Source organism: Marinobacter salexigens (assembly GCF_002806945.1).
Taxonomy (GTDB): Bacteria; Pseudomonadota; Gammaproteobacteria; order Pseudomonadales; family Oleiphilaceae; genus Marinobacter; species Marinobacter salexigens.
The window spans coordinates 178,975-203,761 of the sequence record NZ_NIHC01000007.1; the positions used below are offsets into that span (position 1 = coordinate 178,975).

The window sequence follows — 24,787 nt, forward strand, 5'->3', positions numbered from 1 at the left end:
CTCCAGTTAGCCTTTGGCTTGCTCATGCACAAGGCCGACAAAAATATCCTCCAGGGAACTTTCCCGGGTACGAAGGTCGCGGTAATCAACCCCGATGTCACCAAGGGTTCTTAATAATCGCGCCACACCGGCTTGTTCCTGCTGGGAATCAAAGGTGTATATCAACTCATAGCCATCTTCCGACAACTCCACCGGTTCTTGTGATAGTTCTTCGGGAATTTCATCCAGCTTGCTTTGGAGTTGCAGGCGCAGTTCTTTCTTGCCCAGCTTGCTCATCAAACGGCTTTTTTCTTCCACAAGAATAATTTCACCCTGCCTGATCACACCGATTCGATCGGCCATTTCTTCGGCTTCCTCGATGTAGTGAGTGGTGAGAATAATGGTGACTCCGTCTTCCCGGAGCTTGCGAACCATTTCCCACATATCACGGCGCAGCTCTACATCGACGCCCGCTGTGGGCTCATCCAGAAACAGTATTCTTGGCTCATGGGAAAGCGCTTTTGCGATCATCAACCGGCGCTTCATTCCCCCAGAGAGTGTCATAATCCGGTTGTTACGCTTATCCCACAGTGACAGATCCTTCAGCACTTTTTCTATGTGGGCGGGGTTGGGCGGCTTCCCGAACAGGCCTCGGCTGAACGACACAGCAGCCCATACGGTTTCAAAAGAGTCCGTATTCAGCTCCTGCGGGACAAGGCCAATTGTTGAGCGTGCCTTTCGGTACTCCTTGACGATGTCATGTCCTGCGGCCCGGACTTCCCCGGAGGACATGTTGGTAATGCCGCATATGATACTGATCATTGTGGTTTTGCCGGCGCCATTTGGGCCGAGCAGGGCAAAGATTTCGCCTCGATTAATGTCCAGGTTAATGTTTTTCAGGGCCTGAAAACCGCCCTCATAAACCTTGTTTAGGTTCTTAACGGAAATATCCGGTTGCACGGGCGTATTCCTGTTGCTGAAAGTGAGACAGAGATGCAAGCGAAGCATTTTCTCATGTATGGCGACGGTTTAGAAACCTTTGCCTTGATGCCGTTAGTGTCCATAATGGCGTGCTGTTTTCAATACGGGCTTGAGCCAGGTGTCGATATGTTAAGAGCGATTTTTTTTCTCGGGGTCATTTCAGGCCTGATGGCAGTGATCGTGTTCGGCGCTCGCTGGCTACAAACCTCAGAATATAGAGGTACGGCCGATAGTCAGGCTGCCTGTGACTTATTGTCGGGCCCATGTGAGTGGTCTACGAAAACAGGTAGCTGGAAGATCAGCCTGCATGTTATGGGCGACAAGGGGCAGGGCACAGAGTACCAGTTAATCGTTGACACACCTGCACCACAGGAACGGTTCCTGGCCGTATTGCGGGGTGAATCCATGTATATGGGTGAGTACCCGGTGCCAATGCGGCAGGGCGAGGGCAACCAGTACACAGCGCAGTTTACGGCCCCTCTATGCACGACGGGAGATCAGATGATCTGGCGAATCGACTTGCAAGAAGGCCAGCAGCGCCTCCCCGAACCGGCTCCACTAAAGTTGGTATTTCAGGCCAGAGTTCAGTGAGACCTTCAAACCCGGTTTATGGTTGAGTATCCAGGCTGACAAAAGTGCAGGAAAGTGTAAAATCGTGCCAAAATTCAGGCCAACTTCAGAGAAAACGTGATGGAATACGGGGAAAGCGTACACAAGGTATTGCTGCGGAAGATCCGCAAGGCAGAGCAAGATCTGATGCAATTGAAGCTGGACTACTGCCGCTTTGTATTCGGCCTCACGCACCGGGCAAGGGTAGTGTCTGGTGGCACTGTCTATCTGGTGCTCTCTGTCGACGTGGAGTCTATGGTATCGACAGAGGACGGCGGCCTTACACGCCCCTCTGTCGCCGGCGTTCCCGCAAACAAGCCGAGCCAGGAAATGCCTGTTCAGCTGGGCACAGACTGGGTTCTGGATCAGAACACCAAGGTTTGAGGAATCAAATCAACGCATTTGCAGTAATTGCGGAGTAAAGGCTGCTTTCAGGCTGAACGTACTGGTGGCTCTGCCAGAATTCCGCGCCCTCAAGCCCCGCTCGGAAACAAGCCAGCAGCACGCCACAGGAGGTGAGGGTGGAAATAGCCTGTATCGCCTCGGACTGTCGGATACCAATTTTCCGACTAGCGATCTGCGCTACCAGGCTTGCGAGTGCCTCGCTGTGCCGCTCTGGCTGGTCGCACAGTGCACAACCCGCACCGTATAACCAGGCAACAGCGTAGGCACGAACCGCCGCAGGGGCCTCACTGAGTTGAAGCTCGCTGATCCGGCAGTCCCTTTCCTGAAGCCCTGCAAGGATGTGCAGATGAGTGAGCAACTCTGTACGATCTGTGGTGGCTGAGCGTATCTGTTTCCGCAGGATCGGTGTTTCGGTGGTTCTGGGAATTAGGCCAGCCCGAGTAAGTGCAACAAGTCCGTGGATCATGTGTGGTGCTACCCTGAATTTAATATTGCAAATTGCTGGCTTAGTGTAACGAATTGTATCGGCCAAGTCGTCGCGCCCCCATGGACCTAATTGCCCTTAAAGCCGCGCCGGCTATAGAAATTGTGACAAGGTTCCCAGTGGTTAACGAAAGAACTATGGATTCAATACCCCCAAAGGCAGCCTGATGACGGTTATTCTGGTTCTGCATACTCTTTTGGTTCTTACTTTTACCATCCGGATTTTGCTCCGCGATGATCTCTCGCCTCCCGGGCGGCTGGCCTGGTTTATTGTTCTCAACCTCTTGCCTTACTTCGGCAGCGCCATTTATTTTCTGTTCGGCGAAACAGATATTGGCAACCGCGCAAGCAAGCGGCATAAAGAGGTCTTCCAAGAAATAAGGGCCAAAGCCTCCTGGTTTATGGGCGATGCTGATAACACGGAGACGCTGATTGAACCGGTTTACCGGCCCGCATTTCGCTATGCGGGTTCGATCAACGGCTTCCACCCATCAACGGGCAATAACGCTGAGTTGATGAGTGATGGAGAAGAAACTCTTGCGAGGATGGTGGCCGATATTGATGAGGCCACAGACCACGTGCACGTGCTTTACTACATCTGGCTTGAGGACAACACCGGTCACGCGATTGCCGAGGCCTTGATTCGTGCCGCCCACAGGGGGGTTGTATGTCGTGCCATGGCAGATGGGCTTGGTTCCCGCGCGATCATCAATTCCGCTCTCTGGCAGCGCATGAAAGAGGCGGGAGTTCACATGGCTGTGGCACTGTCGTTGAAACATCCCATTCGCACCATTCTGACCAGCCGTCTGGATCTTCGAAACCACCGAAAGATCACGGTGATTGATGCACGCATCACCTATTGCGGCAGCCGAAACTCCGCAGATCCGGAGTTTCTGGTAAAAGCCAAATATGCCCCCTGGGTGGATATCATGCTCAGATTTACTGGCCCAGTGGTGGTTCAAAATCAATTGCTGTTTGCCAGTGACTGGATGCAGGCCACCAACGAATCACTGGATGGCATTCCTTTATCCTCAGGGCGTGGTCAAGAAGGTTTTCCAGCGCAGGTTATGGGCGTTGGTCCAACCGAACGTCACGGTGCCACGCCGCATCTCTTTGCTAACCTGTTTGCTTGCGCCCAAAGTGAATTGATCCTTTCTACGCCTTACTTTGTTCCTGACGCTACGGTTCTCGACGCCTTGTGCGCGGCTGCCTACAGAGGGGTAAAGGTAGCTCTGATCTTCCCTAAAATTAATGACAGCTGGATTGTCGCGGCGGCCAGTCGCAGTTATTATCACCGGCTGCTCGATGCCGGCTGTGTTATTCATGAGTTCAAAGGGGGGTTGCTTCATGCAAAAACCCTCACCATTGACGGCAAAATCAGCCTGATTGGATCGTCAAATCTCGATTTGCGCAGTTTCGATCTGAACTACGAAAACAACATTCTTCTGCAAGATGAAGCCATAACACAGGCCATCACGGAGCGTCAGCATACCTACATCAGCCAGTCCGAAGTGGTCACTTTGCCAGAGGTTCTTGCCTGGCACTATCACGAACGGATTTGGCACAACGTTATCGCAACCATTGGCCCCGTTTTATAACGAATGGCACCAGCGACATTCTGGATACACAAAATGCAGCATAGATTGACCAGACTCAGTGTCTGCCTGAGCCTTTGTTTTGCCGCGGGTGATGGTTACGCCAGCCTACCGGATACCCGAACAATCGTTCACAAAGTACCAGAAGGCACCGTTGGCCTTGGAGCGGCTCTGCGCCGAGGCACCAGCCCTTATGCGGGCGTGGATAATATATCTGGGGTGCTCAACGATAATAAAACAGACCTTATCCCGCTCTATCTCTACGAAGGCAAATGGCTATTTGCCCATGGAACGTCAGCGGGAGCACACCTTGTTAAATCGGATTGGTTAAATATCGACGCGCTCGCCAAGTACCGCTTTAATCGGCTTGAATCGGATGCCACACCCTATTTCAACGGCATCAGCGATAGGGAGCAGACGGTCGATATGGGTTTTTCCGCCACCATCCTTACCGACTGGGGCTCATTTTCCTCAACTTGGGCAAATGACGTTCTTGGTGTTCACAACGGTTATGAATGGGACTTTACTTACTCGTACGGTTGGGAGCTTGGCAGCTGGTCTTTCACGCCGTTTGTCAGCTATGTGTATCAGGACAGCGATCTTACCGATTATTACTATGGCGTTGATGCCAATGAGGCCAGGGCTGACAGGCCTGTCTATCAGCCAGATTCGGCGGTTTTCTGGCGTGCCGGTGTTAACTCCACCTACCAGGCAACCAACCGCTTATTGCTGTTTACCAACGTTGCATCCCAACACGTGGATAGTGAAATTTACAACAGCCCACTCGTGGACGAGTCGCAGCTTGTTTCTGCGACATTCGGTTTTGCCTATCTGTTCGGTAACGCTTTGGATGACTCAACCAAGCGAAATCGGGAGGAGCGCTCAGGCGAGTGGTCCTGGCGCCTGAATTCCGGCTATCAGGCAGAGGGGCCATTCACGCGCACGTTAACAGGCACGCTCAAACGCAGCGAAGATATTCATGCTTATATGGCCGGCTTAACGCTGGGAAAGCTGATTTCTGATGGCAAGTATATTGACTACTGGGGCAGGCTGTCGCTTAACCGGCGTTTCGAAAATGGATACCAGGATGATTTCGGTGAATACAACGCCTATGTGATGGCCATGACCCCGGCGAACCCGCCTTGGTCATCGAAGGAGTGGTTCCGGTTTGGTATTGGTTTTGGCTTTTCTTATGCCACGGAAGTTCCGTATGTAGAGCAGGTTAAACAGGCAAAGCGGGAGCGCAATACCTCACGTTTTCTAAATTACCTCGAGGGCCAGCTTGATGTGCCTCTTCGCCTGTTTACTGAAAACAAGACCGTAAGTAACTGCTACGTAGGCATTTCATTACTGCACCGCTCGGGAATCTTTGCTAAATCGGACATTCTGGGCAGTGTTTCAGGCGGGTCGGATATGGTGACTGGCCATATAGAGTGCAAGCGCTAAAAGCTTGCCTGTGTACGTGGCTTTGCACTAGCAGGTCGGCATGGTTTGTAGCGCAAGCTTGCGGCGAATATACCGCCCGAGGGTATCAACACCTATGTTGAGTAAGGCGGTGACCAATATCAGTACCATGGCACGGTCAAACCGGATGTTCTGTATGGCGCTGTCGACATAGAAGCCCAAAGTGTAAATGCCGAGAATCCCCAGAATAGCGGTTTCCCGCATGATGATTTCCCATCGATAAAACAAGAACGCTAAAAATGAACGATAAACCCGTGGCACAAGCTCCCAGCCATATCGGTTAAGCCCGCTTGCTGCGTCTGGGCGAAGCTTGATCGAGTTGGTTTGCCGACCTATCAGGTGCCCGATAATGCCGCCGTTGTGTAAAGCCAAAGCTACAACTGCCGGCAACATGGATGGCCCCCAGAGCTGCAACAGAATATAGGCCAGGATGTACTCCGGTGTAGAGCGCGCAATGACCAATGCAACATGGCCAGCGTTGCGCCTGATGGGCCCGCCAAAGTGATTGGAAATCAACGGGAATGCCAGCAGCGATAGTATCCCGGTCGCCACAAGGGCGATCTGGGTGAGCACAATGGTGTTCCAGATGCCGGGCATGGCCTCGTTAATCATCAAATCATTCAGCCAGGGCGTAAGACCCGCCAGGCCCTCTCCATTGCGCAACGGTGCAGGCACTATGTCTTCGGTAAAGAAACGCTGCACGTTGCCCCAGACAATGGGTAAGCCCTCGCCAAGAAAGAAGGGCGCGCCAAGAATGTATACGGGGAGAAGCTTTGGCCGCACCCAGAGTGGCATGGTGGCAATCAGCACGTAAAACAGAATCAGCATGGCGCCAGCATCGGAATACAGGCCTTGGGAGAAGGACGCTTCCAGGTAGAAGCCGAGTGTTGGCAAGCCCACAAAACCAAGAATCGCGCTGGAGCGTAAACCGCACTCAAGGCGATAAGCAGTATAGGTGCGCATTTTCACCCAGCAATCGGGGATGCGAGTGTAGAGAAACGCGGAGATGTTGCCGGTGCCTGGTGGTAATGCCCGACCCGGTTCCGGGTCGGCTTCTTCCAGAATTTCCGAATACACCTTGGCGAAAATGCCCGCGTAGGGGATAGCAATAGCCAGCACGCCTGTGAGTGGATGAAACCCAAAGAACTGCAGAAAAATCAGCGCCCAGAACAGTTCGTGAATGGCACGCACAAAGGCACAGAACATGCGCACCGGCAAGAACCGGTAAACCAGAGCCAGTAGGAACCCGGCAATACTACCGAGCGCCACACCAACAAACGCGAAAGCAACCGTTCTTAACAGAGCGGTCAACAGCCCTTCGCTGCTGAAAAAATTGGGGGTCAGGATTCCCAGAAAGAAGTTGCCCAGGTCTCGCCAGGGGTTGGATGCCGTGATGGCAATATCGGCAAACAGGAGTCCCACCAAGGCAATGGCGAGAAAAACAAGGCTGGTACGAACCGTTGGGGAAGAGAGCATGAAACGGCCGGTTTACCTAGTAAAGAGACATGATGTCTGAAGCCGCAAGGCGTTCGGCAGTATCGTCCAGGGCGATTTGACCATCCTGTATGCCAACAATTCTGGTGCAGTATTTCAGCGCCAGTTCCACATCGTGCAGCGCAATAATGCTGGTTGAAAAGCCATCTCGCAACAGTGCCATTACCGAATGCGCCATAGGCCCATCCAGCGCCGAAACCGGTTCATCTGCCAGCAGCATCGGTGCATTACGATACAGCGCCCTGGCAATGGCAACTCGCTGGCGCTGACCGCCCGACAGAGACGCTGTGGGGGTCCAGAATTTTTCGGTCATGCCAAGTGACTGCAGCAAGCTGTTTACTTCAGTGCGGTCTTTAGCGAAGGGGCGTGCGAGGGTAACTGTGTTGTACCAGGTGGCATGCTTATCCAACTGCCCCATATATACGTTATGGAACACAGACAGGGCACTCACCAAACCCAGCTCTTGCGGGATAAGTGAAGAATCCCGGTTAACCCGTTCATGGATAAGCCGAATGAGGGTAGATTTGCCCGCACCGCTTTTACCCACGAGCGCAATTTTTTCGCTGGGGTTAACCTGCAGCGACAGCGGGCCTATAACCCGCTTGCCACTGAATGAAGCCGTAAGGCCAGAGAGGTCGAAGCCTGACATTAATCGAGGATTCCAATCTCTTCGGCTGTTTTGCGAATCGGCTCATAGTCGTCATTGTTGGCAGGGATAAAGCCTGAACGCGGGAAGCTTTCCAGCAGCTCCGGGTTGTCCAGGTTCAACAGTGCTTCGGTAACCCGCTGCTTGAAGCCTTCACCAAACCGGTCGTTTACATCACCACGAATGGTCCATTGGTAGTCAGGGTAGGCAGGTGTTTTCCAGATTACCTGAACGGCATCGGTATCAATGTTTCCGTCACCCAGCTCTTTCTCCCAAACCTGGAAGTTGAGTGCGCCTACATCGTAAGTACCGGCCTCAACCAAGCGAAGGGTACGTGTGTGGTTGCCGCTGAAACCAACCCGAGAGAAGAAATCTTCAGGTTTGGAATTGAATGTATCGCGCACATAAAACTCTGGCATGAGGCGACCAGACGTTGAACCCTTGGAACCGAAGGTGAAGGTTTTGCCTTTCAAAGGTGCTTCCAGATCGCTAAGTTTGTCAGCTGGTTTGATGGCAGTGTTGGTATTTGCAATAAAATACGTCTCGAACGCTTCGTCTTCGACACCTTGAGCGATGGCTTCAGAACCTGGCACCAGCCTGCGGGCCTGCACACCGGAAAGGCCACCGAACCACGCCAGCTGCACCTGATTATTACGGAACGCGGACACCGCAGCAGCGTAGGATTTCACCGGGATGTAGCGCACTTCAACGTCGAGCTGTTCAGAGAGGTAATCTGCCACACCGCGAAACCGCTCAACCAGTTTGGTTTCGTCTTCATCCGGGATTGCTGTAAATACAAATGTCTCCGCCGACGCTGTAGCAGCTGTGACGCAAAACAAGCTGGAAACCATCAACTTCCGTATAAGATTCAAAGCCATTTGAAATCCTTGATTGGTTATGTGATTGATATGGCAAAAATGCAGAATACCCTGATTGCCGCTACTCCTGAACAGCTATACGAATTACGGGTTTAAATAGGTCAAGTATAAGGGCACTATTCTTGGTCTTGGCATGCGCCAAGCAATACTACCAAAATTTCACTCGGGCCCTGAAACGATCAGGCTATACCAAAGATATCTATGAATATAATCATAATCACGCCGGCAGCCCCTGGCTCGAAAGCTGGCAACAGGGCGACCGCAGAGCGTTGGCAGGCATTACTGGATAATGCAGGGCACAATGTGTCAGTCGTTACTGTTTATCATGGCGAGCCCTGTGATCTTTTTCTTGCGCTGCATGCCTGGCGCAGTTATGAGGCTGTCCGTTTATTCCGAAGCACCTGGCCCGATAAACCTTTGGTGGTGGCTTTAACAGGAACCGATATCTACCAGCACCAGTACGAATACCCCAACCAAACGCTCTATTCCATGCAGGTAGCCGATGTGCTGATTGGCCTGCACGCGCTTGTGGGTAATGATATTCCGGAGGTTTTTCGAGACAAACTGGTTACGCTTTTTCAGTCTGCGGATAAACCAGGCGAACAAGTGACGGGACTGGCGTCAAAGTCCGCTTTTTTTGATGTATGCGTTATCGGGCACCTAAGGGATGAAAAGGATTCTTTGCGGGCGGCGATGGCTGCAAAATTGTTGCCTGCAGACTCCCGTATCAGAGTTTCCTGCGCCGGCAAGGCCTACGATGCTCATTGGGAAAAGCTGGCCAACAAAGAGGCCTTGGAAAACACAAGATTCCGATGGCTGGGCGAGCTGGATAAGGCCGACATCAAAAACCTGATGGCCAGCAGTCAACTAATGGTATTGAGCTCTGTTATGGAGGGTGGGGCAAACGTGGTGTCGGAAGCCTGCCGAGCTGGCTTGCCCGTGATTGCATCGAACATTTCCGGCAATATCGGGTTGCTTGGGAGGGATTATGCAGGTTACTACCCGGTGGGCGATGCCCAAGCTCTGGCAGACACGCTTAAGCGGGCAGAAAATGATTCCAGGTTCGTTGAGCAATTACGCATGCAGGTGAGCCAATTAGCCAGTCAATTCACACCCGAAAAAGAACTGGAATCCCTGGAGAAAGCGCTGTCACTTGCAGTGCAGCGCTGCCACGGGAACACCCCTTAAGTTCATTCTCTCAGAGTGATGGGCTCGATTGGCCCGGTCTCATTTTGGGGCGTAACCCGGCCGATGATTGCAGTGTGCGGGTAACCAAGGGCTTTGAGCTCCCGGATACACTCTTCTGCTTGATCTGCCGCAATACTTGCCAGCAAGCCACCGGCGGTCTGTGGGTCAAAGATCAAAGGATAGCGAGGGTGGTTGACCCACTTTTCCTGATCGCGAATACCACGGCGCAAACGTATATTTGCCGGCTGAAGGGAGCTAAGTATTCCCGCCGCCGCGGTTTCTTCTGCACCTGGCAGAATAGGTATGGTGGAAAGATCCAGCTCCGCGTCAACTCCGGATGGTCGAGTCATTTCAACCAGATGGCCGAGCAAACCGAACCCCGTCACATCGGTACAGGCTTTAGAACCGAAGCGTCGTAGGCAGTCTGCGGCAGCTTTGTTCGATTGCACCATGGATTCAAGGGCAGCATCTATCCAGCGGCCTTTGGCTGCCAGTCGGGCGTGCGCCGCGAACAAGGTTCCCGTTCCAATCGGTTTCGTGATGATAAGGACATCACCTGCGCGCAAACCGCCTTTGCTCATCACCTCATCCGGATCGATCAGGCCATTTACTGCAAAGCCCAGAGCAAGTTCACGACCTTCACCGGTATGACCACCAACCAGCGCACAGCCGGCTTCATTCAGCACGTCCACTGCACCAGACATCATCTGGAAAACCACGTCTTCTACTTTAGGTTCGATACCGTAAGGTACCGTAGCCACTGCGGTCGCACTCTGGGCTTCAGCCCCCATGGCAAACACGTCACCCAATGCATGGTTGGCAGCAACGCGGCCAAACGTGTAAGGGTCATCAATAAAGGCACGGAAAAAATCGACGGTATGTACTACAGCTTTTCCCGGGGGAACCTTTAGTACTGCAGCGTCATCAGGCGCATGCAGCCCAATAATAATATCGTCCCGATCTATTGGGCGGAGTTCACCAAGCGCCCGTGAAAGCACCGTGCTTCCCACCTTGGCTCCACAACCACCGCAGCGCATGGCCACTGCAGAAATTGCCTGGGATGCTTCCTCCGGGTTTTGCGCAGCGGCTGTATCGGGCAGAGCGGCTGAGTCTTCCATGGGAGGAAGATTCGTAAACTTTGCCATAAACCGGCGGTCTATCCAGTCTTTCCAGCGCCAAACCAGTGGCCCGTCAAACTGCATGTCGCCCCTGGAGGCAACGGCATATTTATCGCCGGTACTAATCAGTGCAAGCCATTTCTTCTGTGGATGGAAATCTTTAGGGGCTTTGCCCAGTGCCATGCGTTTGAGATTGTCTGCTAATGGCGGGCCTTGACGGACAGCGAACACCCCCGCCTTTTCGCGAGGATGATTAAGCACGTTAGCGATATCACCTGCAGCAAAAATGCTATCGTCATTCTCAACCTGCAAGGTATCCCGTACTCGCAGGAATAACCCATCGTCCAGTGCAAGACCAGTGTCCTGCAACCATGCAGGGCCGCCAGCTCTCGTTACCCAAAGGACTTCATCCGCCTGCAAGGTTTCTCCGGAGGCTGTCTGCAAAAGCCCTTCGCTCACTTTTTCTACAGGAGACCCAAGGTGAACCTTTATCCCACGATCAGATAAGGTTTTTCGGAAAATTTCCCGAACCTTTGCGTTGTGGGTGGGTAGAATCCGGGCGGAGGAATCAAACAAATGGAAGTGCAGTTGTCCGGAATCGCGGCCGCGTTTTTCCAGTTCGTTTTTCAAACGGTACTGCATTGCCAGCGTCAGCTCTACACCGCCCGCGCCCGCCCCAACAACACCAATCGTGAGCGGGCCTTCGTGGTTTTCAATGCGCGAAAGCAGTGTGAGCCAGCGATTGTTAAAGCCTGTGATAGGCTTTACCGGCACTGAAAATTCAGCCGCGCCCTCAACCTCATTTACCCTGGGGGATGAACCTATGTTAATCGACAAAATATCATAAGGTACATCTGGCCGACCTTTGCAGATCACCCGTTTGTTTTTGCGATCAATGCCGATAGCCTCAGAGCGATAGAAGCGAGCGCCAGAAAATTCCGCCAGGCGGCTAAGGTCGATGTGCACATCGTCGTAGCTGTAATGCCCCGCCACGTAGCCTGGCAACATTCCGGAGTAGGGCGTGTGTGTGTCGCGGCAGATAAGGGTTAAGCGCACGCCGGGAACGGGTTTCATTGCAAACCGTTTCAGTACACCGACGTGGCTATGCCCACCGCCAATCAGGACTATGTCCCGTAATACAGGCTGGTCAGGCGAATGCATCAGTTGATTTTCTTGGCTTCAGCCGTAAGTTGATCAAAACCCTTGATACTGGAGAAGGCTTTCAATTTTTCCTGATCATCTGGCGATGGGTTCGCAATCTGATCGATCGACGTAATACCGGCGTCTTTCATCTTCTTGGCTGTAGCAGGCCCTATACCTTTAATCAGGGTCAGATCATTTCTGTCCGCTGGTTTTTTTACTTTGGGCGCAGCCGCTTTCTTGACAGCGGGCTTTTTAGCTACGGCTTTTTTTGGTTCAGCTGCTTTGGTCGTCGATTTCTTGGCAGGCGTGCTGGCTGCGGGTTTTTGTTTAAGCTGCTTTTTGCTTTCTTTCTCGGCTTTGCGAATGTCTTCTTTAGAGGCGACGCCTAAACGCTCAAGTATGCTGGATTGCAATTCGTTGAATTCGTCCAAACGGCGTTCAAATTCGTCAGTAATCCGCCTCATTTCGCGCTCGCGAAGCTCATCAACTTCTTTCAGCAGTTTTCGCACCGGGTCCTGTACCTGATGTTGCAGGCTATCAAAATGGCTCATTGCATCGTTGATCAGGGATTCGATCTGGGTAGACGTTTTCTCAAATTCCTTGTTGACCTTCTTTACGATTTTATCAACGCTCGATTTGGCATTTTTTGCCATGATGCTGTCTCCTTGCAGACGGGTAGAACGGATAATAATCAGGCCATATGCCGCATGCCGGGCACGGAACCTGAGGATCGTCGTGATTTCAACGACTGCTTTTTGGAAAGCACCTCTCTGATACGACGCATTTTTTCATCAAGAGTGGTGTCACCGCCAGACTTCAGATCGGCAAAATCAATTGAGTAAAAAAAGTTACTGCAGTGCTTCCGGCGCTCGGTAATTAAACCTTGCACATTCTCCGCTCGAATTTTATCAAACGGCATGTCCATAATCAGTTCCAGCGTAACAGTGTCGCCGGGGTTGAACACCTTGTCTGTTTTCATAACGCAGCCATAAGAGTCCAATTCATAAAGCTCAGCCTCAACCCGCTCCCTGCGGAACAGGCCGTGCCGAATAGTGAACTGGGCAACAAGATCGGGCAACGCTTCATTCATGAACACAGAGTCTCTGCAGAGGCTGACTTGGTATTGATTAAACAATAGACACTGACAACAGGCTTTGCAACGCCATCAGTGTCATACGATAAACCTTTGAGGCAGTTCTTCAACATCTACCGTGTGATAATTTCATACATGTCAATTCTGCGGTCTTTAAGATTGGTAACAGACCCCTCATTACGCACCAGCGTAAGCTTTTCCAGATCCATGTCCGAGAACATGATCATCTCGGTATTTGGCGTTGTTTCTGCCATCACGGCGTCGTGGGGGAAGGCAAAGTCTGAGGGTGAAAAAACCGATGACTGAGCGTATTGAACATCGAGGTTTTCAACTTTTGGCAGGTTGCCGACACTACCGGTGATCACCACATAGCATTCGTTTTCAATTGCCCTGGCCTGGGCACAATGACGAACCCGCAAATAGCCGTTCTTTGTATCTGTCCAGAAGGGCACGCAGATTATGTCTACTTCCTTGCTCGCAGCAATACGCCCCAGTTCCGGAAACTCTATGTCGTAACAGATAAGGATTGCGACACGCCCTGAATCAGTGTCAAACACCTCAAACTGGTTGCCTCCCTCTACAACCCAGTCACGTCGCTCGTGTGGCGTAATGTGAATTTTACGTTGCTCGTCTACACGGCCATCCCTATGGCAAAGGTAAGACACGTTGTAGACCCGGTCGTTCTCGAGCAAAGGCATGGAACCCGTGATGATGTTGATGTTATAGCTCACCGCCATATCCGACATTCGATCCCGGAACTGCTCCGTGAAGCCCGCAAGAAAGCGTATGGCCCGGGTTTGATCCACCTGGTCAGTAAGCCCCATCAGGGGGGCGTTGAAAAACTCCGGGAAGAGCGCAAAGTCGCTTTTGTAATCAGAAAGTGCATCCACGAAGTACTCAACCTGCTCCAGCACTTCCTCAACGGATGCAAACTCACGCATCTGCCACTGAACGGCACCCATACGAACCTGGGTTTTCTTTTCGTTCAATACAGAGGAGGGCGGGGTATAAAGAATGTTCCGCCACTCCAGCAAGGTTGCATACCCCAGGGATTTTTCATCCTCCGGCAGGTATTTATGCATCAACCGGGTAACCTGAAAATCGTTGGATAGCTGAAAACTCAGAATGGGGTCGTAGATATCTTTACGGTCAACGCGATCAATGTACTCAGCTGGTGAATACTGCTCTGAATACTTGTGGTAGCCGGGTATGCGCCCACCAGCCAGAATGGCACGCAGATTTATTGAACGGCAGAGTTCTTTACGAGCTTCGTACAGCCGGCGGCCAAGCCGGTAACCGCGATATTCAGGATGTATGAATACATCCAGCCCGTACAGCGAGTCGCCCTTTGGATTATGCCGGATCTGCTCATTGCTCAGAATCAGATCATCATAAGTGTGAGGGTTACTGAAACGTTCGTACTTCACAGAAACCGTTAGAGCAACGGCAACCAGTTGGCCATTGTCCTCTATACAGATTTGCCCATCGGGAAATTGTTCCACCAATGCTTTGATGGTGTCTCTTGGCCACGCACCGCCAATGTCGTGATAAACGCGATCCATAAGCACCTGAAGTTGTTCGTAGTCATCAAGCTTCAAGTTACGGAGGTTTAGGTGCAGTTCTTCATGAGCCATTCAGTGGAACTCCAGTCGTGCGATGGGATTTATATGCCTGCAAGTTTATCAGAAGGTATTAAAGAGTTCGCACAGGCAGCCGTTAATCTTGGAAACAAACTCAGGAGCGCATAGTGCATCTTACATTTGGTCAAAAACTGTTGGTTCCCTTCAGTATTCTGCTCATATTGGTGATGGCGGCTTTTACGATCTCCGGCAATATCCGGTTGCAGAAAACGTCGCAAACCTATGTGGATTCATTGATTGAAAATACAGCGGAACAAAATACGTCCAGCATTGCTGAATGGCTCAATACCCGCCTTGTGATGACTGAGGCAACGGCCAAGGCGCTGGAAACAGCCGCCGACGACAATCAGGCCCGTACGTTGCTCCTGGCAATTGCAACCGGTGGCAATTTCAAGGATGTATACGCGGGTCGTACCGACGGATACATGTTGATGAAAACCCAGGCCGACAGCGAGACGCTGCCCGCAGGCTATGATCCTCGCCCGCGTCCCTGGTATAAAAAAGCCATGGAACTTGGCCGCTCATCCTTTACTTCACCGTATCTCGATGCAGCAACCGGCGAGATGGTCATCTCAACATTTGCCCCCATACAGCGGGGGGCGTATCAAGGCGTTGCAGGTGCCGATATTACACTGAATGCTATCGATCAAATGCTGTCTGTCATTAACCTGGCAGGTACGGGTTATGCCGCGCTTATCAGCCGCGAAGGGACTGTGTTGTACCATCCGGACCGCAGCTTTATTGGTAAGAATATCAGCTCGCTCCTCGGTGAAGCCCCAAAACTGGCAGGAGGCACGAACCGCTATGAGCAGGACGACACGCTCTGGAGCGCCAGCTTCCACTCAATCAGCAAGGCCCGTGGCGTTGACTGGTATTTGGGCACCTTTGTGAATGAAGACAAAATAACAGCTCCGGTTCGTGGTGCAATCATCACCAGTGTGATTATTGCTGCTATTGGGCTTCTGGTGTCTCTGCTTATTCTGCATTTCGGCATCCGCATACTTATGACTCCGGTTCGCAGGCTGAATGCTGCCATGGCCGACATAGGTTCAAACGATGCGGACCTTACTCAACGCCTGGACGACAGTAGCCGGGATGAGTTCGGCCAACTGGCCGCGAGCTTTAACCAGTTTGTAGAGAAGATCCAGAACGTAGTTCGAGAAGTGCAGCAGGGCAGCAGCGAGTTGGCCACGAATGTAACGGCCCTAAGGAATACCGCCAAGGCCAGCCGCAGCAGTGTTGAGGGGCAGCAAGCGGAAGTAGATATGGTTGCCGCGGCAATTAACGAGATGTCTGCCGCTGCCAATGAGATAGCACAAAATGCCCAGCAAACAGCCGATGCAGCCAATACCGCAGATGACGACAGCCGCGCTTCGCTCGAAACTGTGTCTGCCTCGCGGGACGCTGTCCGTCAGCTTTCTGACGAGGTAAGCTCAGCTGCAGAAGTCATTGATGCGCTGGGTCAGGATGTTGCTTCCATTACAACCGTGCTGGAGGTTATTCAGGGTATCGCGGAGCAAACCAACTTGCTGGCTCTGAACGCTGCTATTGAAGCTGCGCGAGCAGGGGACGCAGGCCGTGGTTTTGCAGTGGTTGCAGATGAAGTGAGAAACCTTGCCCGACGCACCCAATCCAGCACAGAAGAAATCAACAGCATGATTGAGCGCCTGCAAAAAGGCGCCGATGATGCGGTAGAGGTAATGAAGGCTTCGACGGCGGTGTCTAACGTCAGCATGGAAAAAGCTCAGGACGCCATGGATTCTCTGAACCGGATCGCCGAGGCTATTACAGCGATAAGCCAGATGACATCACAGATTGCGACCGCTTCGGAAGAGCAAACCTCGGTAACTGAAGAGTTGAACTCTTCGATTACGCGTATCGCTGATCAGGGTCAGGAGGCGGCGGCAGCAGCCAGCGAGAACGACGTTTATAGCGGGCATATCGAACAGATAGGCCAGGTTCTTGATGGAAACGTATCCCGTTTCAGGGTATGACCCAAGCTTTTTCGCTCAGCAACTCGATGCGCGCCGGGCATTGCAATCATCTGCCACAACCAAATCACAGGAGCACAGTAGTGGCCATAATAGACAGTATTATCGGGGTAACGGGACAATGGATTTCCACCACGGACCCCAAAGCAACTCTGGCCCAACCGGTTGAGTGGCTGAAGAAAACCGGAGGCTACGCAGCCGTTAATCGCCTTATAGGACTTTCGATCCCGTTTGCGCCCCGGAACCGGTTCAGTGTTGAAGAGGTTCGCCCGGGATACGTGCGAGCGCGTATCCAGCTGAAGGGTAACAAGAACCACTTTGGCAGCCTGTACGCCGGAGCTTACTTTCTTGTGGCGGAAATCCCAGGAGGTGTGCTGACACTGTTTGATCTTGGCCCAGCCTATACACCGATCCTGAAAGAAATGACTCTGGAGTTTCTGCTGCCTGCCAATTCGGATGTTACCGTAGAGTTCGAGCTATCACCGGAGGAAGTTGCAGGGATTCTCGCGGATGCCGATGCCACTGGGCGGGCAAAGTTCAGCCTCACCGGTGAACTGCGCGATATGGAGGGCAACCACGTAGCCACATCCATCGCTCAGTATCGGGTTCGCAAGAAGGGCTTCAAGCCCGCTGCATAAAACACAGCCTGAGAAATTTCCTCAGGCTGGATCAAGCCCGGCAATAGCGGCGAGGAATATCTCGCCGTATTTTTCCAGTTTTGCTGCCCCGACGCCGCTTACACTGGCAAGCTCATCAAGGGTTTTAGGCTTGCGTTCAAGCATGTCGAACAGAGTTGTATCGTGGAAGATAACGTAGGGTGGCACTCCCTGTTTTTCCGCAAGCTCCTTGCGACAGGCCCGAAGCGCCTCCCATCCCACGTGATCGGTTATCTGGTCTTTCACCGTACTGCCAGTTCTGTTTCCGGAAGATCGTCCGACGGCCTTTTTTACAATCGGATCCTTGCGCAGCTCAACCTTCTGCTCGCCTTTCAACAGTGGCCGGCACTGTTCGGTCAGCTGCAATGCGCCATAGCCTTCGGGATCTGCCCGCAGGTAGCCGTTAGCCACCAGTTGGCGGTATACCGACTTCCATTCATTAACAGAAAGTTCTGTTCCAATTCCGTAAGTTGATACCTGATGGTGACCAAACTGCATAACCCGCTCATTTTCGGAGCCGCGCAAGACATCTATCAGGTAGGTAACACCAAAGCGCTGGCCAGTGCGGAAAACACAGGACAAAGCTTTTTGCACCGCCACAGTGCCATCCCAGGTTTCAGGCGGTGTGAGACAGGTGTCGCAATTGCCACAGGGCGCATCAAGGTTATCCCCGAAGTAGTTCAGCAGCACTTGCCGACGGCATTTGGTTACTTCGCAAAGGCCGAGCATGGCATCGAGCTTCTGCCGTTCAATACGTTTGAAGTGGTCATTACCCTGGGAAGCTTCCAGCATTTGTCGAAGCTTGATTACGTCCTGCAGGCCATAAACCATCCAGGCGGTGGAAGGTTTGCCATCACGCCCGGCGCGGCCCGTTTCCTGATAATAGGCTTCCAGGCTTTTGGGTAGATCAAGGTGGGCCACAAAACGCACATCGGGTTTATCGATACCCATGCCGAAGGCGATGGTGGCAACAATAATCACACCTTCTTCACGCAGAAAGCGTTCCTGATTGCGTGCCCGGTCATTAGCCGGTAGGCCTGCATGATAGGGCAGTGCAGTGTAGCCCTTTTCCGCCAACATTTTTGCTGTGGCATCCACTTTGTTACGAGACAGGCAGTATACGATACCGCAATCACTTTCATGCTCTGCTTTAATGAAATCCAGCAACTGCTTGTTCGCGTTGGTTTTTGGCGCAATACGATACTGAATATTCGGGCGGTCAAATCCGCTGATGAAATGCCGCGCTTCTGTGAGGGACAGTCGCTCAGCGATTTCCTTGCGGGTGCGCTCGTCTGCTGTTGCGGTTAGCGCAATCCGGGGAATCGCCGGGAATTCATCTGCCAACACTGCCAACTGCAGATAGTCAGAGCGAAAGTCGTGCCCCCACTGAGACACACAATGGGCTTCGTCAATGGCAAACAAAGAAATGGAAGCATCGTGCAGGAGCTGAAGTGTGCGGGGCTGTATAAGCCTCTCCGGCGCACAATAAAGAAGATCCAGCTCACCCGTACTGAGTGCATACTCGGTGGCGCGGGCCTGCTCAAAATCCATCGTGGAATTGAGAAAGGCTGCCTTTACACCCAACTCGCGCAATGCCGCTACCTGATCCTGCATCAAGGCAATCAGTGGCGAGATAACGACGGCAGTACCGGAACGAACCAGCGCAGGCACCTGATAACAGAGAGACTTACCGCCGCCCGTAGGCATGAGCACCAAGGCATCACCACCGGAAATCAGCTCATGAATAATATCCCCCTGCAGTGGCCGGAAGGACTCATATCCGAACACCTCATGTAAAACCTGCTCGGGGCTTCTGCCTGATGTGGTGGGTCTCACGGCAGAAAGCTGTTCAAAATCCTGGTCGGGATACATAGAATAACCGGTCAATCGCGAATCTGGGGTGTAGTCAGGTAGCGGATCATATCAGATTCACCACAAGGAATGGCCGGACAAGCCGTGTTTTGGGAAGCAAATCCAAGGGGAAACCGCTACAATATCGCGGTTTTAAGCACAGGTTAATGGCTCACTAACGCAACAGTTACACACAACAACAGGGCACCCATGCAGGAATTTGACGCCATCCGTCCCTATTCGGACGAAGAAACCGGCCCGGCAATTCAACGGTTGGTTAACGACCCGGAGTTTCTGGATATGGTCGGGCGGTTCAAGTCGCCATTATTGGCTCGCTGGGCTCCAGCACCTTTGCGATTCTTTACGCGACGTTGGCTGTCTAGCCGCTTCGGCCACTTTGCCCAGGTAGACGATCTGCAAGCTGGGCTTTCTGGCTATATCGGTGAGCTGATTGAAGGCACAACCGCCCGTGTAACCACCAGCGGCCTGAAAAGGCTGAGCAAACAGGGCGCCTACCTGTTCATATCCAACCATCGGGATATTGTGTTTGATCCTATGGTGGTGAACTATCTTTTGTTCCATAACGACCTGCGAACAACCCGCATAGCCATTGGCGACAACCTGCTTGCCAACCGTGTATTTGCCGAAATGATGCGGCTGAACAAAAGCTTTATTGTTCGCCGTGACATGACAAGCCCCCGGGAAATGCGTGACGCCTACCTTACGCTCTCTGGCTTTATCAATCACAGCGTTGCCAATAACGAGAACATCTGGATCGCTCAGCGGGAAGGGCGCGCCAAAGACGGCCGAGATTTTACCGATGCGGCGATCATAAAAATGTTCTACATGAGCTGCAAAAAAAGCGGGCTGAGCTTTGCTGAAGCCATGAACAAGCTCCGCATTGTTCCCGTTTCCATTTCCTATGAATATGACCCCTGTGATGCTGACAAAGCTCGAGAACTGGAAACCAAGGCCCGCTCCGGCAGCTATAAGAAAGCAGAAGGCGAAGATACAGAACAGATCATGAAAGGGCTGACCCAGTTCAAAGGCCATGTGCACGTGCATTTTGGCGCCCCGATTCTTGATGCGCCGGAGACCGCCAAAGAACTTGCCGCGGTGATCGACACGGAGGTTCACGCCAATTATCGCCTGCACGCTTCTAACTTGATCGCCTACGAGATGCGTGATCAGGGCACTAATGGTGGCAACAGCCTGGATGTTGTTCGGGAGTCAGTGGTAACCGCCAGTAACTGGTCAGAAGCCGACATTCAGACCGCTCGCGAGCAAATGGAAAGTAGATTGGCCGCTTGTGATCCGGCAATTCGACCCTATCTATTGGACATGTATGCTAATCCGGTTCAAAGCGCACTGGATGCAAACGCCAAGTTAAATGCACCGGAGTAATCCGGACAACCATTCCCCCTTCAGATTAACGAGGTACTGCGTGCAGGATCTTCAATATATTGAACTGGAAACCCGAGCCAACCCCACAGCTGCTGTTATCTGGCTGCATGGCCTTGGTGCAAGCGGACATGATTTTGAACCCGTTGTTCCGGAGTTGGGCTTGCCAGACGATGCAGCGGTGCGCTTTATCTTCCCCCATGCACCCAACTTGCCGGTTACCATCAATGGTGGAATGACCATGCCGGCCTGGTATGACATCAAGGCAATGGATATTGACCGCGTTGTAGATACAGGGCAGTTAATGGATTCGGCCCGCGCAGTGGGCAAGCTGATCGACCGGGAAATCGAGCGCGGCATTCCTTCAGAGAACATCATTATTGCCGGCTTTTCTCAGGGTGGGGCGGTTGCTTACGAACTGGGCCTGACATATCCGAAACGTCTGGCAGGTATTCTGGCACTCTCCACCTACTTCGCCACCGCGACAACCGTAAAGCCTTCCGAAGCAAACGCAGGCATTCCGATCAACATTTATCACGGCACCTTTGACCCGATGGTTCCGGAAGCACTTGGTGTTCGCAGTGTGGAAACACTCAAAGAAATGGGCTACGAGCCAAACTATATGACCTTTCCCATGGAACACAGCGTGTGCCTTGAGGAGGTTCAGGAGATTGGGCGCTTTATTCGCAAGCACGCTCTCTGAAAAATCAGCTATTAGCTACGCCAGAATGCTGGTGAAAGCACTATGACCACACTGAGTATCTCCAGGCGCCCCATCAGCATGCCCACCGCCAGAATCCACTTGGCGGGATCGGGCAGGGGGCCGAAGTTTCCCGCTGGACCTATGATGTCACCCAGCCCCGGGCCTACGTTGGTGAGAGCGGTTAGCGCTCCAGACAGCGACGTTATGAAATCGAGCTGCATTGCAGCCAAAGCGACTGTTATCAGTAACAGGCAGAGCAGGAAGATAAACGTATAGGCAATCATCGAGGCAATGATATCGTCACTGACTGCCCGGCCATTGTAGTTACGAGTCAGCACCGCCCTTGGGTGCAGCAAGCGAATAAGTTGCTCTCGAAGAATGATAAGAGAGAGCTGGAAGCGGAAAATTTTCATACCTCCTGATGTCGATCCGGAGCATCCGCCGATAAACATCAGGAAGAAAAAAAGCACAAACGCCAACGGGCCCCAAGCCGAATAGTCTTCCGACGCATAACCCGTTGTAGTCACCACAGAGGTAACGTTAAACAAAGTAGCTATATAATTGTGAACCGGATCAAAAGGCACGGGTGATACGGCCCACCGGTAAAGTGTGAGTAGCGCCGGCACAACCAGCAATATGGTTAGAAACAGCCTGACCTGCTGATCCCTGAACAACACACCACGCTGACCGTGAAGCTCTCTGACAAAGAGGAAAAATGGCAGGCTGCCAATCATCATGAAAAATGAGGCTTCTACGAGAATCAAATCGTTGAATTTGCCCATACTCAAATCCGATGTGGAGAAACCGCCAGTGGCAATACTGGTTAAACCGTGGTTAAAGGCATCGAACGGAGTCATACCCGATAGCCAGTAGGTGAGTACTGCGACTGTAGAAAAGGTTATGTAGACAAAGAGCAGGCCGCGACTCAGGGTTTTCATTCTGGGAAGAGCCTTGTCTGTCCACTCTGAAGACTCCGTGGCAAACAGGCGCATTCCACCAACGCGCAGGAAGGGGAGCACGGCTACGAACATTCCGATTATCCCTATCCCGCCTATCCACTGAAGAATCGAGCGCCAGAGAAGCAGATCTCTATCCATCGTGTCCAGACCACTGAACACCGTAGCACCAGTGGTTGTAATACCGGAAGCACCCTCAAAAAAAGCGTCTGCGGCAGAAATGCCGTCATCGCTGAGATAAAAAGGAAGAGAAGAAAGCAGGGCAATGATGAACCAGGATGACACGGTAAGAATAAACATGTACCGGGGTTTCAAATCCCGGGGCTGACGGTAAGTCGTGACAATGCCCAGCATGCCAATGCCGAAAACAATAGCAGCAGATTCAACAAACGAGTTCGCATTCGGCGCATCCGAGCCGAGCAGCAAAAACACCGGCAGCGTCATGAATATGCTTAGCAGCACAAACATGAGACTAACTATGAAAATAACAGGGTATAGGTTTCTCAATGGATGCCCGAACCAGCTGAACCTAGAGAGGGCGTCAGAATACCTGTGGGAGAGCCTGTTCGCAAGATAACTCCCGGATTACCCGGGCATTAAAAGACAGTCAGTAAGTGGTTTATAGCAATACTGGATGTGGAAAAACAGTGCGGATTGATGCAACCTCATTAGCACACAGCCATTGAACCGAATCAGGAAGCCACCATTGAACCATCTCGCCCACCTTTTTCTTGCACCAGACTCGCCCGAAGCGCGGGTGGGGAGTGTGCTGGGGGATTTTACAAGGGGTGTGGATTTGGCAGCACTCCCCGATTCTGTGCGGCTAGGTATTCGCCACCACCTGGCAGTGGACAGCTTTACCGACAAGCACCCGGATGTCTTGGCCAGTAAACGACTTTTTTCCGCCCAGCGCCGTAGATTTGCAGGTGTCGCCCTGGATATTTTGTATGACCACTTCCTTTTGCAGCACTGGAGCCAGTTTACCGACACCGACCAAAGCACCTTTATCAATACCGTATATGCCGAACTTCAGAGCAACGAAAGTCTCATGTCACCCGACATGGCACGAACAACCCGGCATTTGGTTGCCCACGACTGGTTCGGTTCTTATCGCGATCTCGATAACATCGGTTTTGCCCTCGACAGAGTCGCCGCGCGTATCCGCTTCCAGAACTCGTTCGCCGGAATCATTAACGAAATACGGCCGCTACACACAGAACTTGAAGGTCACTTCTTATCATTTTTCCCTGATTTACAAGAATTTGCAGGAAGAATCTCATGAGGTTTATTAAATCGCTCTCACTTGCTACGGCACTTGTTATTCCAGCGGTACCCTTGGCAGAAACAACGCCTGATATTGCTGACTCCCCGGCTCCTGAGGCCCTGGGGTTTGTTGAGTGGGTTGTTATGAACGACACTGGTTTAAGGCTCAAAGCCCGGCTGGATACCGGTGCCAAAACGTCATCGCTGCACGCGGTGAATGTAGAAGAGTTCAAGCAAGACAATCAGAAATGGGTGAAATTCGAAATCCCCTTGGCCGACCATAAGGATCACCCTGTAGAAGATGAAGGTAGTATTGATCACGAAGAGGTCATTCTGGAATTGGTGCGACCGATAGAGCGCACGGTGCTGATCAAGCGAAAAGGAGCGCCATCCCAAAGGCGTTACGTGGTTATGATGGATTTTTGCATTGCGGGAACCAACCACACAACCCAGTTTTCATTGACAGACAGGGGCAACTTTTCCTACCCGGTTTTGCTCGGCCGTCGGTTTATGAGTGACGACAATATACTGATCGATTCTGCAAACAGTTTTATCGCCAAAAAGGACTGTGAATACATGGGCTTGGAAGAACTCGTGGAACGGCACCAGGCAAAAATCATAAAGGCTGACACGCGAACCTGATTGTTAGACAGGGCTCAATATTTACGCGCAGCACCCCAGCCAAAACAGGAGTGAAAGAAATCTCTATCGGGGCAGGTTGCAGTATAATCCTGCAACACAACCCGCCCCGAACTTCTGTCAGTGAGAATAAATGGCTGCGATAATCAGGCCTTCTTGACCCACCCCGAGCACCAACCCTCTGGCTCAACACTGTTTTGCGGGAACAGAGTACAACCGTTGTTGGCTTCCTGGAAGAACATGCAGTTCGCACAGGTTTCGCCCGGTTCATAAGCCGCGTGACCGCTGGCTTCCTCGGCTTTCAGGACATAATTCAGAGCCTTGGCCTGTGCGTTAGAAGTTTCAAGTGGCGGGAGATCTTGTGCCAGCACGCGCTGAGACAGCACGCTTGCGCCCAAAGGTAATGCAGCTATACCGAGTAAACTATGACGGATGAACTTGCGACGACTTTGATCAGTCATGATCTCTCCTCATTTGTCTGTGTGCCAGTTAACACTACTGATTATTATCTAACACTTGTAGCGCTTTATATCAATAACTTTGATATTAGGTCGTAACACTTCGAACTTCAAATACCAAGCTGACGCAAACTTGGGCTGAGGTTGCTCGCT

General features: G+C 52.1%; 23 protein-coding genes. 11 read left to right on the plus strand and 12 right to left on the minus strand.

Going from position 1 to position 24,787, the window contains the following annotated elements; translation table 11 throughout:
• Positions 1 to 6 precede the first annotated feature (6 nt).
• Positions 7 to 939, minus strand: coding sequence for an ABC transporter ATP-binding protein (locus CDH47_RS14595; RefSeq protein WP_100640662.1), 933 nt, complete (start codon positions 937 to 939; stop codon positions 7 to 9).
• A gap of 147 nt (positions 940 to 1,086) precedes the next feature.
• On the opposite strand from CDH47_RS14595, the gene CDH47_RS14600 reads away from it, so the two are divergent.
• Together CDH47_RS14600 and CDH47_RS14605 are read left to right on the plus strand one after the other, a co-directional pair.
• A complete protein-coding gene (locus tag CDH47_RS14600) occupies positions 1,087 to 1,551 on the plus strand; it encodes a hypothetical protein (RefSeq protein ID WP_100640745.1) in 465 nt (154 codons plus the stop codon).
• A 99-nt stretch (positions 1,552 to 1,650) separates the two neighbouring features.
• Positions 1,651 to 1,953, plus strand: coding sequence for a hypothetical protein (locus CDH47_RS14605; RefSeq protein ID WP_100640664.1), 303 nt, complete (start codon positions 1,651 to 1,653; stop codon positions 1,951 to 1,953).
• A gap of 4 nt (positions 1,954 to 1,957) precedes the next feature.
• Here the strand turns inward: CDH47_RS14605 and CDH47_RS14610 are convergent, their stop codons facing one another.
• Entirely contained in the window at positions 1,958 to 2,440 is a 483-nt protein-coding gene (locus CDH47_RS14610) for a hypothetical protein (protein ID WP_239985812.1), read from the minus strand.
• Positions 2,441 to 2,624: 184 nt separating this feature from the next.
• Between CDH47_RS14610 and cls the strand changes: the two genes are divergently transcribed.
• Positions 2,625 to 4,055 carry a cardiolipin synthase gene (gene cls, locus CDH47_RS14615; RefSeq protein WP_100640666.1) on the plus strand — a complete coding sequence of 477 codons (1,431 nt, stop codon included), beginning with the start codon at positions 2,625 to 2,627 and terminating at the stop codon, positions 4,053 to 4,055.
• A gap of 33 nt (positions 4,056 to 4,088) precedes the next feature.
• Entirely contained in the window at positions 4,089 to 5,498 is a 1,410-nt protein-coding gene (locus tag CDH47_RS14620; RefSeq protein ID WP_161494494.1) for a MipA/OmpV family protein, read from the plus strand.
• A 27-nt stretch (positions 5,499 to 5,525) separates the two neighbouring features.
• Here CDH47_RS14620 and CDH47_RS14625 read toward each other — a convergent pair whose 3' ends face one another.
• From CDH47_RS14625 to CDH47_RS14635, 3 genes are read right to left on the minus strand one after another with little or no spacing between them, the layout of a single operon-like run.
• The gene (locus tag CDH47_RS14625; protein ID WP_100640670.1) at positions 5,526 to 6,992 is read right to left on the minus strand and encodes a PhnE/PtxC family ABC transporter permease; all 1,467 of its coding nucleotides are present in this window, start codon (positions 6,990 to 6,992) and stop codon (positions 5,526 to 5,528) included.
• A 16-nt stretch (positions 6,993 to 7,008) separates the two neighbouring features.
• Positions 7,009 to 7,659: an ATP-binding cassette domain-containing protein gene (locus CDH47_RS14630; RefSeq protein WP_100640672.1), complete on the minus strand. Its 651-nt coding sequence runs from the start codon at positions 7,657 to 7,659 to the stop codon at positions 7,009 to 7,011.
• Complete coding sequence (locus CDH47_RS14635; RefSeq protein WP_193601664.1) at positions 7,659 to 8,534, minus strand: putative selenate ABC transporter substrate-binding protein; 876 nt, start codon at positions 8,532 to 8,534, stop codon at positions 7,659 to 7,661. Before CDH47_RS14635 ends, CDH47_RS14630 begins: the two co-directional genes overlap by 1 nt.
• A 201-nt stretch (positions 8,535 to 8,735) precedes the next feature.
• Here CDH47_RS14635 and senB point away from each other — a divergent pair, with 201 nt between their 5' ends.
• A complete protein-coding gene (gene senB / locus CDH47_RS14640) occupies positions 8,736 to 9,722 on the plus strand; it encodes a selenoneine biosynthesis selenosugar synthase SenB (protein WP_100640674.1) in 987 nt (328 codons plus the stop codon).
• Positions 9,723 to 9,724: 2 nt separating this feature from the next.
• Here the strand turns inward: senB and selD are convergent, their stop codons facing one another.
• From selD to CDH47_RS14660, 4 genes are all read right to left on the minus strand, one after another.
• On the minus strand, positions 9,725 to 12,001 hold the full coding sequence (gene selD, locus CDH47_RS14645; RefSeq protein WP_100640676.1) for a selenide, water dikinase SelD: 2,277 nt from the start codon (positions 11,999 to 12,001) through the stop codon (positions 9,725 to 9,727).
• On the minus strand, positions 12,001 to 12,636 hold the full coding sequence (locus CDH47_RS14650; RefSeq protein WP_100640678.1) for a helix-hairpin-helix domain-containing protein: 636 nt from the start codon (positions 12,634 to 12,636) through the stop codon (positions 12,001 to 12,003). The genes selD and CDH47_RS14650 overlap by 1 nt, the downstream gene beginning before the upstream one ends.
• A gap of 38 nt (positions 12,637 to 12,674) precedes the next feature.
• Entirely contained in the window at positions 12,675 to 13,073 is a 399-nt protein-coding gene (locus tag CDH47_RS14655; RefSeq protein ID WP_100640679.1) for a hypothetical protein, read from the minus strand.
• A gap of 116 nt (positions 13,074 to 13,189) precedes the next feature.
• On the minus strand, positions 13,190 to 14,710 hold the full coding sequence (locus CDH47_RS14660) for a GNAT family N-acetyltransferase (RefSeq protein WP_100640681.1): 1,521 nt from the start codon (positions 14,708 to 14,710) through the stop codon (positions 13,190 to 13,192).
• Positions 14,711 to 14,823: 113 nt separating this feature from the next.
• Here CDH47_RS14660 and CDH47_RS14665 point away from each other — a divergent pair, with 113 nt between their 5' ends.
• A complete protein-coding gene (locus tag CDH47_RS14665; RefSeq protein ID WP_100640683.1) occupies positions 14,824 to 16,710 on the plus strand; it encodes a methyl-accepting chemotaxis protein in 1,887 nt (628 codons plus the stop codon).
• A gap of 80 nt (positions 16,711 to 16,790) precedes the next feature.
• Complete coding sequence (locus CDH47_RS14670) at positions 16,791 to 17,345, plus strand: DUF4442 domain-containing protein (RefSeq protein WP_100640685.1); 555 nt, start codon at positions 16,791 to 16,793, stop codon at positions 17,343 to 17,345.
• 21 nt (positions 17,346 to 17,366) lie between these two features.
• On the opposite strand, the gene recQ is transcribed toward CDH47_RS14670, so the two are convergent.
• Positions 17,367 to 19,235: a DNA helicase RecQ gene (gene recQ, locus CDH47_RS14675; protein WP_100640686.1), complete on the minus strand. Its 1,869-nt coding sequence runs from the start codon at positions 19,233 to 19,235 to the stop codon at positions 17,367 to 17,369.
• A 189-nt stretch (positions 19,236 to 19,424) separates the two neighbouring features.
• On the opposite strand from recQ, the gene CDH47_RS14680 reads away from it, so the two are divergent.
• Together CDH47_RS14680 and CDH47_RS14685 are read left to right on the plus strand one after the other, a co-directional pair.
• Positions 19,425 to 20,618 (plus strand): 1-acyl-sn-glycerol-3-phosphate acyltransferase, encoded by a 1,194-nt coding sequence (locus CDH47_RS14680; RefSeq protein ID WP_100640688.1) that lies wholly within the window; start codon positions 19,425 to 19,427, stop codon positions 20,616 to 20,618.
• A 40-nt stretch (positions 20,619 to 20,658) separates the two neighbouring features.
• Positions 20,659 to 21,318, plus strand: coding sequence for an alpha/beta hydrolase (locus CDH47_RS14685; protein ID WP_100640690.1), 660 nt, complete (start codon positions 20,659 to 20,661; stop codon positions 21,316 to 21,318).
• A gap of 11 nt (positions 21,319 to 21,329) precedes the next feature.
• On the opposite strand, the gene CDH47_RS14690 is transcribed toward CDH47_RS14685, so the two are convergent.
• Positions 21,330 to 22,742, minus strand: coding sequence for a TrkH family potassium uptake protein (locus CDH47_RS14690; protein ID WP_100640692.1), 1,413 nt, complete (start codon positions 22,740 to 22,742; stop codon positions 21,330 to 21,332).
• 238 nt (positions 22,743 to 22,980) lie between these two features.
• Here CDH47_RS14690 and CDH47_RS14695 point away from each other — a divergent pair, with 238 nt between their 5' ends.
• Together CDH47_RS14695 and CDH47_RS14700 are read left to right on the plus strand one after the other, a co-directional pair.
• Positions 22,981 to 23,556 (plus strand): acyl carrier protein phosphodiesterase, encoded by a 576-nt coding sequence (locus CDH47_RS14695; RefSeq protein ID WP_100640694.1) that lies wholly within the window; start codon positions 22,981 to 22,983, stop codon positions 23,554 to 23,556.
• Complete coding sequence (locus CDH47_RS14700; RefSeq protein WP_100640695.1) at positions 23,553 to 24,179, plus strand: ATP-dependent zinc protease family protein; 627 nt, start codon at positions 23,553 to 23,555, stop codon at positions 24,177 to 24,179. Before CDH47_RS14695 ends, CDH47_RS14700 begins: the two co-directional genes overlap by 4 nt.
• Before the next feature lie 143 nt (positions 24,180 to 24,322).
• Here the strand turns inward: CDH47_RS14700 and CDH47_RS14705 are convergent, their stop codons facing one another.
• Positions 24,323 to 24,637 (minus strand): high-potential iron-sulfur protein, encoded by a 315-nt coding sequence (locus tag CDH47_RS14705; RefSeq protein ID WP_100640697.1) that lies wholly within the window; start codon positions 24,635 to 24,637, stop codon positions 24,323 to 24,325.
• Between the last annotated feature and the right edge of the window lie 150 nt (positions 24,638 to 24,787).

Excerpts from the sequence above, each read along its gene's own strand:
- CDH47_RS14660 (WP_100640681.1), bottom strand. The coding sequence starts at position 14,710 with ATGGCTCATGAAGAACTGCACCTAAACCTCCGTAACTTGAAGCTTGAT.
- CDH47_RS14625 (WP_100640670.1), bottom strand. The coding sequence starts at position 6,992 with ATGCTCTCTTCCCCAACGGTTCGTACCAGCCTTGTTTTTCTCGCCATT.
- CDH47_RS14630 (WP_100640672.1), bottom strand. The coding sequence starts at position 7,659 with ATGTCAGGCTTCGACCTCTCTGGCCTTACGGCTTCATTCAGTGGCAAG.
- CDH47_RS14700 (WP_100640695.1), top strand. The coding sequence starts at position 23,553 with ATGAGGTTTATTAAATCGCTCTCACTTGCTACGGCACTTGTTATTCCA.
- CDH47_RS14610 (WP_239985812.1), bottom strand. The coding sequence starts at position 2,440 with ATGATCCACGGACTTGTTGCACTTACTCGGGCTGGCCTAATTCCCAGA.
- selD (WP_100640676.1), bottom strand. The coding sequence starts at position 12,001 with ATGCATTCGCCTGACCAGCCTGTATTACGGGACATAGTCCTGATTGGC.
- recQ (WP_100640686.1), bottom strand. The coding sequence starts at position 19,235 with ATGTATCCCGACCAGGATTTTGAACAGCTTTCTGCCGTGAGACCCACC.
- CDH47_RS14655 (WP_100640679.1), bottom strand. The coding sequence starts at position 13,073 with ATGAATGAAGCGTTGCCCGATCTTGTTGCCCAGTTCACTATTCGGCAC.
- CDH47_RS14690 (WP_100640692.1), bottom strand. The coding sequence starts at position 22,742 with ATGTTTGTGCTGCTAAGCATATTCATGACGCTGCCGGTGTTTTTGCTG.
- CDH47_RS14705 (WP_100640697.1), bottom strand. The coding sequence starts at position 24,637 with ATGACTGATCAAAGTCGTCGCAAGTTCATCCGTCATAGTTTACTCGGT.
- CDH47_RS14650 (WP_100640678.1), bottom strand. The coding sequence starts at position 12,636 with ATGGCAAAAAATGCCAAATCGAGCGTTGATAAAATCGTAAAGAAGGTC.
- CDH47_RS14605 (WP_100640664.1), top strand. The coding sequence starts at position 1,651 with ATGGAATACGGGGAAAGCGTACACAAGGTATTGCTGCGGAAGATCCGC.
- senB (WP_100640674.1), top strand. The coding sequence starts at position 8,736 with ATGAATATAATCATAATCACGCCGGCAGCCCCTGGCTCGAAAGCTGGC.
- CDH47_RS14600 (WP_100640745.1), top strand. The coding sequence starts at position 1,087 with ATGTTAAGAGCGATTTTTTTTCTCGGGGTCATTTCAGGCCTGATGGCA.
- cls (WP_100640666.1), top strand. The coding sequence starts at position 2,625 with ATGACGGTTATTCTGGTTCTGCATACTCTTTTGGTTCTTACTTTTACC.
- CDH47_RS14680 (WP_100640688.1), top strand. The coding sequence starts at position 19,425 with ATGCAGGAATTTGACGCCATCCGTCCCTATTCGGACGAAGAAACCGGC.
- CDH47_RS14635 (WP_193601664.1), bottom strand. The coding sequence starts at position 8,534 with ATGGCTTTGAATCTTATACGGAAGTTGATGGTTTCCAGCTTGTTTTGC.
- CDH47_RS14620 (WP_161494494.1), top strand. The coding sequence starts at position 4,089 with ATGCAGCATAGATTGACCAGACTCAGTGTCTGCCTGAGCCTTTGTTTT.